The sequence below is a fragment of the Streptomyces sp. NPDC051664 genome (assembly GCF_044453545.1).
Lineage (GTDB): Bacteria > Actinomycetota > Actinomycetes > Streptomycetales > Streptomycetaceae > Streptomyces.
In genome coordinates this window covers 34,908-47,253 of the sequence record NZ_JBITCU010000044.1, presented here as the reverse complement: position 1 = coordinate 47,253, position 12,346 = coordinate 34,908, and the positions used below count along the sequence as shown (strand labels likewise).

Sequence of the window (12,346 nt, the reverse complement as noted above, 5' to 3'; positions counted from 1 at the left end):
CGGCGAGGTTTCTTCTTCCCCATGCTCTCCATGATGGACATCCTCCCGGGGCTGAGCCCCTGATCTCGAATGTCCGTCAAAGCGGATCAAGCCCACCAAGGGCCGTGCTGATCTCAGGGAGATGGAAGAGGCCAAGTCGGAGACGCTGGCCGAGGCCCGCATCCTGGCGCGGTCCGTGGAGCGTCTGGAGGGCAAGATCAAGGAACTTGAGGACCAGGTCCGTGAGCTGTCCCGTCCCACTGCGCTGAGCACGCTGTTCCGCCCAGGAGGCAATGTGACTACACGATGGCTCCGGACACCTGTTTCCGCTCAACGGGCCATCGCTGCACTGCTGTTTACGCCGACAATGCTTGGTCAGGTCCGCCTGACCCGTTCCCCCGCACCTGGCAAGCGCGGTGACCTGATCGAGCGGGTGGAGTTCCGGCGTGCCTGATCTGCCGTACGCGGGAGTTGTGTGGCAAGCCGAAGGGCGGAAGCAGGGGGGGTAGCTTCCGCCCTTCGGCGTTGCGGGCTGATCCAGTTACTTACCGCAGTAAAGAACCGCAATCGTGCCGCTGGATCGGTTTGCCGCGCGCCCCGGGGGGTTTGGGGCGAGCGGCCATCCGATCGGTGAGGAGTTCCGGAGCCAGAGGCTCCAGTGGTGTGCGCGGTGGCACGACCAGGACGGTGCTGGGGATGCTCCGACCCGGTATCACCCGCAGTCCCCTGCGAGCGGGGTGTTTCTCTCATCTGCAGGAACCGTACGGCAGCCGACGGGGGACCGACAGCGGGAACCGGATCCCGCCATGGGCCCCCCACACGTTCTTCACAGGCCCTCACGTGGACCCGGTCGGAATCGGCGCCAGGATCGGATCAGATCTGGGCGAAAGCCTGCTCGATGACGTCGAGGCCCTCGTTGAGCAGGTCCTCGCCGATCACCAGCGGCGGCAGGAAGCGCAGCACGTTGCCGTACGTGCCACAGGTGAGGACGAGCACGCCCTCCGCGTGGCAGGCCTTCGCGAGCGTCGCGGCGGCCTCCGGGTTCGGGTCCTTCGTGCCGGCCTTCACCAGCTCGATCGCGATCATCGCGCCACGGCCACGGATGTCACCGATGACATCGCCGTTCGGCAGCTTCGCCTGCATCTCGGCGAGGCGGCCCTTCATGACCTCCTCGATGCGCTTCGCCTTCCCGTTCAGGTCCAGCTCGCGCATCGTCTCGATGGCACCGAGCGCACCCGCGCAGGCCACCGGGTTTCCGCCGTACGTACCGCCGAGGCCGCCCGCGTGCGCGGCGTCCATGATCTCGGCGCGGCCCGTCACGGCGGAGAGCGGCAGACCGCCCGCGATGCCCTTGGCGGTGGTGATCAGGTCGGGGACGATGCCCTCGTCCTCACAGGCGAACCACTGGCCGGTACGGCAGAAGCCGGACTGGATCTCGTCCGCGACGAAGACGATGCCGTTGTCCTTGGCGAACTGCGCGATGGCCGGGAGGAAGCCCTTCGCCGGCTCGATGAAGCCACCCTCGCCGAGCACCGGCTCGATGATGATCGCGGCGACGTTGTCGGCGCCGATCTGCTTCGTGATCTGGTCGATGGCCTGAGCGGAGGCCTCGGCACCGGCGTTCTCCGCACCGGTCGGCCAGCGGTAGCCGTACGCCACCGGTACCCGGTAGACCTCGGGCGCGAACGGACCGAAGCCCTGCTTGTACGGCATGTTCTTGGCGGTCAGCGCCATCGTCAGGTTCGTCCGGCCGTGGTAGCCGTGGTCGAAGACGACGACCGCGGTGCGCTTGGTGTAGGCGCGGGCGATCTTCACGGCGTTCTCGACGGCCTCGGCGCCCGAGTTGAACAGCGCGGACTTCTTGGCGTGGTCGCCCGGCGTCAGCTCCGCGAGCTGCTCACAGACCTCGACGTACCCCTCGTACGGCGTGACCATGAAACAGGTGTGGGTGAAGTCGGCGAGCTGCGCGGAGGCGCGGCGCACGACGGCCTCGGCGGAGGCGCCGACCGACGTCACGGCGATGCCGGAGCCGAAGTCGATCAGACGGTTGCCGTCCACGTCCTCGACGATGCCGCCGCCTGCGCGGGCGGTGAACACCGGCAGGGTGGAGCCCACACCTGCGGCGACCGTCGCGAGACGGCGGGCCTGCAGCTCCACCGACTTCGGGCCGGGAATGGCAGTGACGACGCGGCGCTCCTGCGGAATTGCGGTCATGAGGGGCTCCTGGGGGTGTTTCGGACGCTTCTCTGTCTGCAGGCTAGGGGCGGGGCCGGGGGTCCGGCATGTTCCGTTCGGGAGAAGTGGCCCGACGCGGTTGTCCGTCACGGACATAGCGACGGCCCGGCGACCGGTGGCGGGACTTCCCGCCCGACAGCGTCTGACGGGGTGCTACTGGGCACTAGATTGAGGGGATCGGGGCGCCTGCGCCCGTGGTTACCGGTCGGCGCTGGTCAGGGGACGAGGGACAGCACATGGACACCGAGGGCACGTACGACTCACGCGGCACCCGCTCCGGTCATTCGGTGCCGCGCCCGGCCGGCCCGCCACCGCCCGTACTGCCGCCCATGCCGGGCCATGCACCGGCCACCGGCCCCTCCCTGGGGGACTGGCTGCGCATGCCCAGGCCCCTCGCGGAACCGGGCGTCTGGCGGTCCGGACACACCGACCGGCCCGCCGAGGAGGCGGAGCGCACGCCCGACCGCACGCTGCTCAGCGGAGCGGTGATCTCGCTCCTTGCCTGCATCCTCGTCTGGTCGCTCTGGCGCAACGGATACATCCCGTACTGGCGGGTCCCGCTGACACTCTTCACCCCCCACGAATGGTGGGGACCGTTTGACCACCAGCCGCTGACCCATGGGGCGGTACGCGCGCTCGACATCTACCGCCTGCTGATCATCGGAGCCATCGTCTACGGTTTCGGCCGGTTGGGTAACTGGCCCGCCGCTTTCGAACGCTCGGTCGCCGGCCGAGGGCCCGGCGCCCGCGCGGCCGGTGCGGCGGCCGGCGCGCTGCTGGTCTGGATCCTCGTGTGGACGGGGACCGTGCCGGGCATGGAGCTCACCTTCAGCTTCGTGGCCGGCTCGTGGATGGGCACCGACCGCACCCTGACCACTGTGGTCACGTACACGCTGTACGCCCTGATCACCCTGGTGATCGTGTGGCCCTTCGCGAAGCTGGGCCGATGGTCCCGGCTGCGCCGCAGGAACGCCGACGGCTCCCGCCCGCCGCAGCCGCCGACGGCAGGGGCCGGGACCCCGAGCGCGCGTGGAACCGCGGACCGGGGCACGGCCCGTGAGGCAGGCCACGACGGGGAGGCCCGGACGGCGGGTGGCGCGGACGATCCGGCCGAGTGGCCCGACCTGCGCGCCGCCGGACAGGACCAGGCCGCCGCCAAGCTCGCCCAGGAGGCCCGGTCGGGCCGGATGAACGACGTCGACTACGCCCGTATCCGACGCGCCTGGACCTCCGTACGTGCCGACAGCACCCGGCTGCCCGCTTTCACCGACACCGTGCTGCGCAACGGCGCCGCCGCGTGCACCCACCCCTCCGGCGCGCGCGATCTCCCGGTCCGCTCCGCCCGGCACGATCTGCTCGTCGACCAGGTCAGGCTCGGCACGGTCGACGACAACGAGCGCAACCCCTATGCGCGCCGCGGCAGCGGAATCGCCCTCGACCCCGGACTGCTCGGCACCTCCCTGCTCGCCGTCGGACCGCCGGGGGCGGGCAAGAGCCGCGCACTGATCCGGCCCGTCGTCGAATCCCTCGCCCTTCAGGCGCTCGCCGGGCGGGCCGCCGTCGTCGCGGTATGCGCCACCGGCACCCGGCTCGGCGCCGACGAGGGGTTCGACGTCGTGGTCAAGCTCGGCGACCCGGCCTCCGTCCACGACCTCGACCTCTACGGCGGCACCACCGATCCCGACGAAGCCGCGGCCGTCCTGGCCGAGGGGCTCGTCGGGGACCTCCCCGAAGTGGACAGCAGACGAGCCGCCACCGCCCTTGCTCAGCTCCTCGGCCCCTACCGCGCCGCCCACGGCCGCTTTCCCTCCGTCCCCGAACTGCGGGAGCTGCTGGACGGTGTCCCGGCCGCGCTCACGGCCCTGCGCGAGGCCGTCGACGCGGCGGACGGGCACAGCATGCACCGCGAACTCGACGCCCGCGCCCGCCAGTCCGGCGCTCCCGGAGACCCGGGACCCGCACTCGCCGACCGGGTCGCGCTGCTCGACCGGCCGGCGTTCGCCGATTTCTTCGACACCACGGGCAAGGCCCGCCCCTTCTCCCTGCGGGCCCTGGAGCACCCGCTCAGGGTCCGCATCGATCTGCCCGAACGCGGTCACGCCGAGGCGTCGCGGATGCTGGCCCGTCTGGTCCTCGCCCAGTTCACGGCGAGCGCGGCCGCCCGCGCCGACCGCTCCCTCTTCGCCTGCCTGGTCCTCGACGACGCGACCCGCACGCTGACCCCCGACACCGTCCGTGGCATCCAGCGGCTGCGCTCCGCGCACGCCGGGGCCGTGCTCACGCTGCGCACCCTCGACGACGTCCCGGAGAGCCTGCACACGGCGCTGCTGGGCGCGGTCGGCTGCCGGATGGCGTTCTCCGGGATCACCACCTGGGACGGCAAGCGGTTCGCCGAGGCATGGGGTACGGAATGGGTCGAGACCCGGGACGTCACCCAGCGCACGGTCTTCGCCGACCAGCCGATGACCCGGGCCATCCACGCCTTCCGCAAGCTGGTCACCGGCAAGGCCGTGACCACCGACGCGGTGACCGTGCGCCAGGTCGAGCGCGAACGCTGGTCGGCCTCCGAACTGGCTCATCGCGTCCCGGCCGGACACGCGGTGCTGTCTCTGACGACGGTACGAGGGGAGCACGCGCCGCCGCTGCTGGTGGACCTGAACGGCTGAACCGGGACCGGGCGGCCATGACGTGCCGGCCGGGTCCACCGCAACGGATCCGGTGGGCCGCGGCGGTGCCAAGTCACTGAGAGTGGTTACCACTGACCCTGCCGTCCTGGCAGAATCGGGAGGAGCCGTTCGTACGGGACGGCGAAATCGACTCCCGAAGGTCCCGCGGTCCCATGCCCCCCACTCTCGCCTCGCTCGTCCAGCATTCGGCGCTCAAACTCACGGTGCGTGCGGGGGCGGACCGGCTCGACGCGCCGGTGCGCTGGGCGCACGCCAGCGAGCTGGCCGACCCCGTTCCGTACATGGAGGGCGGCGAACTCCTCCTCATCACCGCCACCAACCTCGATGCCGAGAACCCCGAAGCCATGCGTCGGTACGTGCGCCGGCTGGCCGCCGCCGGAGTCGTCGGGCTCGGCTTCGCCGTGGGCGTCAACTACGACGAGGTGCCGCAGCCGCTGATCGACGCCGCAGAGGAGGCGGGACTGCCGCTCCTCGAAGTCCCGCGCCGCACCGCCTTCCTCGCCATCGCCAAGGCCGTCTCCTCGGCGATCGCCGCCGACCAGTACCGGGCTGTGACAGCGGGCTTCGAGGCGCAGCGCGATCTCACCAGGGCCGCACTCGCCGGGGAGGGGCCCGGCGAGCTTCTCAGCCGGCTCGCCGCACAGGTCGACGGCTGGGCCGCGCTGTACGACGCCTCCGGCGCCGTCGTGGCCGCCGCCCCCGACTGGGCCGCCCGCAGAGCGGCCCGGCTCACCCCCGATGTGGAACGTCTGCGAGACCGCCCCGCCCCGGCGAGCGTCGTCGTCGGTGACTCCGACGACCGGGTCGAGCTCCAGACCCTGGGCACCGGCCGCCAGGCCCGCGGCGCCCTGGCCGTGGGCACCGGGTCGGCCCTCGGTACCGCCGAGCGGTACGCCGTGCACTCGGCCGTCGCCCTGCTGACCCTCACCACCGCCCGCTCCCGCGCCCTTCAGGGCGCCGAACAGCGACTGGGCGCCGCGGTACTCCGGATGCTCCTCGCCGGCCAGCCGGACCATGCGCGGGCCGTTGCCGGAGACCTGTACGGAGGCCTGCTCGACGCCCCGTTCCGCCTGCTGATCGCAGAGGCGTCCGACCCGGCGACACCGGTACTGCTCGGCGAGGCGATGGAGTCGGCGGCCGCCCGGTCCGGGGAGGCTCTGCTGATGGTCCCCGAAGGGGAACGGCTCGTCGTTCTCGCCGCGGACGGCGGCGCGGCCGTCGCCGCCTGCGCGGCATACGCGGAGGCCCAGGAGGAGCGGACCCCGCACGACCAGGCGGCGCCGGAGGACACCGAGGTGGTCGTCGGGCTGTCCGCACCGTCGGGTCCGACCGCCGTCTCCGCCGCGTACAAGCAGGCCGAACAGGCACTCTCGGTCGCCCGCCGCAGGGGCAGGGCCATGGTCGAGCACGAGGAGCTGGCGGCCGGCTCGGTCCTGCCGCTGCTCGCGGACGACGCGGTCCGGGCCTTCGCGGACGGCATGCTCCGCGCCCTGCGCGACCACGACGCGAAGGGCCGCGGAGACCTGGTCGCCTCGCTGCGCGCCTGGCTCAGCCACCACGGACAGTGGGACGCGGCCGCGGCCGACCTGGGCGTGCACCGCCACACCCTGCGGTACCGGATGCGGCGGGTGGAGGAGATCCTGGGCCGCTCCCTGGACGACCCGGATGTGCGGATGGAGCTGTGGCTGGCGCTGAAGGCCACGAGTTCCCCGACGACGCCGTGAGATGAAGCCCTTCCGGCCCCTGGGCACGTAACCGCTCGCCGGTCGGTCGCGGTGGACCGTCCCGGTCGGCCGGGTCATCCGACAAACCGGCGCATGCCTGCCCGCTTCTGCTCCGCACCGGACAAACGCCAGGCCGACGGTACGGCCCTACGGTGGGGGACAGGACACCCCACGACTCCGAAGGGCCGGAACCTCCATGACTTCCACCCACGCCTTCTGGCTCGCCGGCCGCCGGGCCACCGGCGAGGACAGCTTCGACGTCACCAACCCCTGGGACGGCCGTCTCGTCGGCACGGTCAGCGTGCCGACCGACGCGCAGACCGAGGAGGCCGTCGCCGCCGCGCACGCCGTGCGCGAGGAGTTCGCCGCGACGCCTGCCCATGTCCGCGCCGCCGCGCTCGACCACGTCGTACGGCGTCTCGTGGAGCGCACCGAGGAGATCGCCCAGCTGATCTCCGCCGAGAACGGCAAGCCCATCAAGTGGGCACGCGGTGAGGTCGGCCGCGCCGTCTCCGTGTTCCGGTTCGCCTCCGAGGAAGCCCGCCGCTTCAACAGCGGCGAGGCCCAGCGCCTCGACACCGACGCCGGTGGCACCGGTCGTCTCGGGCTGACCCGTCGCTTCCCGCGCGGCACGGTCCTCGGTATCGCGCCCTTCAACTTCCCGCTGAACCTGAGCGCCCACAAGGTGGCCCCGGCCATCGCCGTCGGCGTCCCGATCATCCTGAAGCCCGCCCCGGCCACCCCGATCTCGTCGCTGATCCTCGGTGAGCTGCTGGCCGAGACGGACCTTCCGGCCGGTTCGTGGTCCGTGCTCACGGTGCCCAACGACCGTATGCCCGCCCTCGTGCAGGACGAGCGGCTGCCCGTGATCTCCTTCACCGGGTCTGCCGCGGTTGGCTACTCGATCATGGAGTCGGTGCCGCGCAAGCACTGCACCCTGGAGCTCGGTGGCAACGGCGCGGCGGTCGTCCTCGGCGACTACGCCTCCGACGAGGACCTGGACTGGGCCGCGACCCGCATCGCGACCTTCTCCAACTACCAGGGCGGCCAGTCCTGCATCTCCGTGCAGCGCGTCATCGCGGACACCGCGGTCTACGACCGGCTCGTCCCGAAGATCGTCGCGGCCGTCGAGGCCCAGGTCACCGGTGACCCGTCCGACGCCGCGACCGACGTCGGCCCGCTGGTCAACGAGGACGCCGCCAAGCGCGTCGAGTCCTGGGTCGACGAGGCCGTGCAGGCCGGCGCCCAGCTCCTCGTGGGCGGCAAGCGGGACGGCGCGAGCTACGCGCCGACCGTGCTGACGGAGCTCCCGGACGGCGTCACCCTCGCCTCCGAGGAGGTGTTCGGACCGGTGCTCACCATTCAGAAGGTGGCCGGCGAGGCCGAGGCCTTCGCCTCCGTCAACTCGTCCAAGTACGGCCTGCAGGCAGGTGTGTTCACACACGACCTGCAGACCGCGTTCCGCGCCCACCGCGTTCTCGAGGTCGGCGGCGTCATCATCGGTGACGTCCCCTCCTACCGCGCCGACCAGATGCCGTACGGCGGAGCCAAGCAGTCCGGCGTCGGCCGCGAGGGTGTTCGCTACGCGATGGACGACTACACCTACGAGCGCGTGCTGGTCCTCACCGGCCTCGCCCTGTAGTCCGTGAGCAGGATCGAACCGGTCCACCACAGCCGCCTGTAATCCGCCTGGACAGCACGACAGCAGGCGGCAGACGAACGGCCGGAGCCCACTGTGCGGGGGCTCCGGCCGTTTCTGCGTACCTGCACCTTGACCTGCGACAATGGTCGGATCTTGGCCGGTTCCAATGGGGGAGTGGGAACACCGTGGGAACACATGGCGCTACTCTGCGCTCATGGCGTCCTTGACCCCCCGGAAGAACAAGGCCGGGCAAGTAACCAGCTACCAGGTCAACGGCCTTGGGGCACAGGGGTACAGCGGTTAACGCTAAGCCGGTGATCATGGGCGCCCAGCACAGGCGGTCGGCCCGGGAAGGGAGTTCGGCGGAAGATCGCTGACCGGCTGCGGGCGTCGTTAGTTTCAGGGCCATGCCAGTGGAGTTCTTGACCGACGAGCAGGCGGCTTCGTACGGGAAGTTCAACGAGGAGCCGACCCGGCCGGAGCTGGAGCGGTTCTTCTTCCTCGACGACGAGGACCGCAAGCTGATCGCGAAGCGGCGCGGTGACCACAGTCGGCTCGGGTTCGCCCTTCAGATGTGCACCGTGCGCTACATCGGCCGGTTCCTCCCTGACGACCCGCTGGACGTTCCGTGGGCGGTGGTGGAGTACCTCGGGGAGCAGCTCGGCATCGAGGACGTCAGTTGCGTGAAGCAGTACACCGAGCGCAAGCCGACGGCGTACGAGCACGCGTGGGAGATCCGGGACGCGTACGAGTACCACGAGTACGACGACCCGGAGTGGGGGCGGAAGTTCCGTACGTTCCTGCACGGCCGGGCCTGGACGCACGCCGAGGGGCCGGTGGCGCTGTTCAACCAGGCTGTGGGCTGGCTGCGCCGGCACCGCGTGCTGCTGCCCGGGGTGTGGGTGCTGGCCCGGAAGGTGTCGGAGGTCCGTACGGTCGCGGAGAAGCGGCTGCACGCCACGGTCGCCAGGGCTGCCAGGCGCGCGGACGAGGCGCTGCCCGGGGACCTGGTCGCCACGCTGGTGACGCCGGAGGGCTCCCGGTTCTCGGAGCTGGAGCGGCTGCGCCGGCCGCCGACGCGGACGACGGGCACGGCGTTCGCCCGCGCGCTGGAGCGGGTCGATGAGATCAGCGCGTTCCAGCTTGGCCGGGTGCGGCTGTCGCAGGTCCCGCCGAACCGGCTGGCCGCTCTGGCGCGCTACGGGCTGGGCTCGAAGGCGGCGAGTCTGGAGCGCGCCGTGAAGAAGATCGAGACGTGGTGGCCGGACATGCTCCGGGTCGCGGGCTCCCTGGTCACCAACCAGGTCCGCGCCTACGACCTGCTGCGGATGTTCGGCCGCGAGGGCCACCCGACCCCGCTGGGGCAGGCGTTCGCCGAGTACGGGCGGATCGCCAAGACCGAGCACCTGCTGCGGATGGTCGACCCGGTGGACGACACCTACCGCCGGCAGATGAACCGCCAGCTCACAGTGCAGGAGTCGCGTCACAAGCTCGCCCGCGACGTCTGTCACGGCAAGCGCGGCACCATCCACCAGGCGTACCGCGACGGCATGGAGGACCAGCTCGGCGCCCTCGGCCTGGTCCTCAACGCCATCGTGCTCTGGACGACGCGCTACATCGACGCCGCTGTCACCCAGCTCCGCACCCTCCGCACCGAGGGCCACGAGATCAAGGACGAGGATGTGGCCCGGCTTTCCCCACTCAAGCACAGGAATTTGAACTTCTTAGGCCGTTACAGCTTCACCGCCAGCGTCCCGGCGGGTGGGGACCTGCGGCCCCTGCGCAACCCGGACGCCGTTGAGCTCGACGACGACGAGGACGGCGCGGAGGACTGACATCTGCGGGCCGTCGGTGTTGGACGAGAACATCGCGCGGTTGGCCCTCTCAAGACTTGCCGATCTCAACTGCCTTGGCCGCTATGGCTTCCAGGCATCCCGGCTCCATGATGGTGGCCTGTGCCCCCTGCGGCTACGACCGATGCCGAGGAAGACGAGGACGCCTTACTGAGTACCTCTGAAGCGTGAGTGCCGGGAAGATTGCGATGTCAACCAGGGAGGACAGTAATGGATGATCGGATTGCCGCCGGACTGGCGGAGACGATCCAGGCGCTCCGCGCGGAGCTCACCGATGCGATGGGCAGTGGGCGCGACGAGGCTTTGCGGTTCGAGCTGGGGGCCGTGGAGCTGAACGTCACACTGGCGATCACCCGAGAAGCCACGGGGGACTCCGGAGTGCGGTTCGGCGTTGTGTCCTTCGGAGCGAAGGGGCAGATCGGCGACCAGGCCACCCACCAGCTGTCGCTGTCACTCACGCCGGTCACGGTCGATGGCAACGGTCGAACCGCATCAGTCAAGGTCAACGCCCAAGCGGCGGGTGAGCCGGACTGACGCTGAGTGACGAACGCCGAGACGAAGGACTGCAGCGGTGCTGAATGAGGATCTGGTTATCGAAATCTATGAGCCTCAAACGGGCTCAGTTGGTTCCGGCTATCTGATCAGCGAGGACACAGTGCTGACGGCGCGGCACGTCGTCGAGGGAGCGCTGCCAGATGATGGTCCGCTCGCGCCGCCACCGCTAGAGAATTGGAAGGAGAGGTTGGAGGGACTTGCGCGGGACCGCCCGCATTGCCGCATCCGACAACTGCGTCGCGGCGGGCAAGCAGATTTCGTCGATGCCGTCGTTGTGTGGTGGTCACCGCAGTTCGATGTGGCCCTGCTGGTCGTCACCGAGACCACCAGGAGGAGGCACATCCTGCTCGACGGTCCCGCTTCGCGCAGTTCGCCCACATGGGCGGATGTGACCGGTACGGATCCGGTTGAGGTCACCGCAGTGGGGTTCCCGGACAGCGACGTGGACGGACGGGTACGTGAGTCTCGTCAGATCAAGGGGTTTGTCACGCCGTTGTCGGGAGTGAAGAGCGACCTGTGGGTTGTCCAGATCGAAGGCGGAGCCCGTCTTGCGCGGCCCGGTGGCAGCAGTGTCTGGGCTGGTATGTCGGGCGCGGCGTTGTTCGCCGACGGTCTTTTCATCGGGATCATTGAATCGGACAAGGCTCCTGGTCATCCCGAGGGAAGAGAGCTGTGGGCGTTGCCGGCGAGGGCCTTTGCCGACGACCCGCATCTGGTGGCGGCACTCTTGCCGGAAGGCCCAGCGGAACCTGGTCAACGGACTGAACCTCGAACTCACGGAGCAAGTACAAGCCCTCCAGGGCACGGGAGAAGCGCTCAAAGCGCATACGGACGGCCGTGCGGCGAAAGCGTCGTCACTCACACCCCAGCCCCGCAGCGACGCGCCCGGCTGCCAGCGACCGGCGCAACCTGTGCTGACAAGCCTGGAGCGGAACCTCCGGAATATGGTCTTCGGGCCAGGCCGAATCAGGTCGACATGATTGCGTTCGAAGGTGAAACTCGAATCTTAGTCAGCAGGAGTCGACGGTACACGGGTGCCTGACAGTCATGGGTTGGTCATGCAGCCAAATGACCGATGCATCCCTGGACCCGGGTCCAGGGTCGACACACGCACCCGCAGCACCCGTGACGGAGCCGACTCGCCCGTGACCCTTCCCGTCATGGCGCACAGCAGCCCGACTTACCGCAATGGAGAAAAATTCTATGCGAAGTGTCAAGAAGGTCATGCTCGGAGCGATTGCGAGCCTTGCTCTCGCCACCGGGATCACCGGCACCATTGCTGGTTCCGCCGCCGCCTCAACCTCGAATATTCCTCATAGGTACGTGATCTGCGACAACTACGACCTTGGCGGCACGTGCTGGTCGGGCTACTCCCACCCCGGTTCGATCGCCGACCTCAGGTACGCCCCGAGCGGTTACGCCGACCTCAATGACAAGATCTCGTCCATTCAAACTGCTGAACTCGCCCTCCAGACGTGGAACGACCCGAACTGGAAGGGGACCTACGGGTATTTCCAGCCCGACTTCACGTGGAACCGTCTGACCTATCCGTTCAATGACGCCATCTCCTCGGTCGGCTAGCAATGAGTTCTTACGCCTCGCCCCGCGAGGGCCGGAGTGACCACATCGTCGGTTTCTGGCCCCCGGGGGAGCGAGTCATCACTGCGGAGC

General features: G+C 69.8%; 9 protein-coding genes and 1 pseudogene. 8 read left to right on the top strand and 2 right to left on the bottom strand.

The genetic code is table 11. The features are described 5' to 3' along the window. Positions 1–121 precede the first annotated feature (121 nt). The gene (locus tag ACIA8E_RS38030; protein WP_399305684.1) at positions 122–433 is read left to right on the top strand and encodes a hypothetical protein; all 312 of its coding nucleotides are present in this window, start codon (positions 122–124) and stop codon (positions 431–433) included. Positions 434–516: 83 nt separating this feature from the next. Here the strand turns inward: ACIA8E_RS38030 and ACIA8E_RS38025 are convergent. Beyond that, positions 517–729: pseudogene (locus ACIA8E_RS38025) on the bottom strand (phosphoesterase); the annotation flags it as partial. 123 nt (positions 730–852) lie between these two features. After that, entirely contained in the window at positions 853–2,193 is a 1,341-nt protein-coding gene (gene gabT, locus ACIA8E_RS38020) for a 4-aminobutyrate--2-oxoglutarate transaminase (RefSeq protein ID WP_399305679.1), read from the bottom strand. A gap of 257 nt (positions 2,194–2,450) precedes the next feature. Here gabT and ACIA8E_RS38015 point away from each other — a divergent pair, with 257 nt between their 5' ends. The 7 genes from ACIA8E_RS38015 (at position 2,451) to ACIA8E_RS37985 (ending at position 12,256) form a co-directional block, all read left to right on the top strand. Then, the gene (locus ACIA8E_RS38015; RefSeq protein ID WP_399305676.1) at positions 2,451–4,880 is read left to right on the top strand and encodes an ATP/GTP-binding protein; all 2,430 of its coding nucleotides are present in this window, start codon (positions 2,451–2,453) and stop codon (positions 4,878–4,880) included. A 173-nt stretch (positions 4,881–5,053) separates the two neighbouring features. Beyond that, positions 5,054–6,625: a PucR family transcriptional regulator gene (locus ACIA8E_RS38010; protein WP_399305673.1), complete on the top strand. Its 1,572-nt coding sequence runs from the start codon at positions 5,054–5,056 to the stop codon at positions 6,623–6,625. Positions 6,626–6,821: 196 nt separating this feature from the next. Next, complete coding sequence (locus ACIA8E_RS38005; protein WP_399305670.1) at positions 6,822–8,267, top strand: aldehyde dehydrogenase family protein; 1,446 nt, start codon at positions 6,822–6,824, stop codon at positions 8,265–8,267. Positions 8,268–8,674: 407 nt separating this feature from the next. Then, positions 8,675–10,102, top strand: a complete 1,428-nt coding sequence (locus ACIA8E_RS38000; RefSeq protein ID WP_399305667.1) for a DUF4158 domain-containing protein — start codon at positions 8,675–8,677, stop codon at positions 10,100–10,102. Between the two features lie 228 nt (positions 10,103–10,330). Beyond that, positions 10,331–10,654 (top strand): trypco2 family protein, encoded by a 324-nt coding sequence (locus tag ACIA8E_RS37995; RefSeq protein WP_382640551.1) that lies wholly within the window; start codon positions 10,331–10,333, stop codon positions 10,652–10,654. 37 nt (positions 10,655–10,691) lie between these two features. Next, the gene (locus tag ACIA8E_RS37990; protein WP_399305663.1) at positions 10,692–11,717 is read left to right on the top strand and encodes a serine protease; all 1,026 of its coding nucleotides are present in this window, start codon (positions 10,692–10,694) and stop codon (positions 11,715–11,717) included. A 161-nt stretch (positions 11,718–11,878) separates the two neighbouring features. Then, the gene (locus ACIA8E_RS37985; RefSeq protein ID WP_399305660.1) at positions 11,879–12,256 is read left to right on the top strand and encodes a hypothetical protein; all 378 of its coding nucleotides are present in this window, start codon (positions 11,879–11,881) and stop codon (positions 12,254–12,256) included. Positions 12,257–12,346 lie beyond the last annotated feature (90 nt).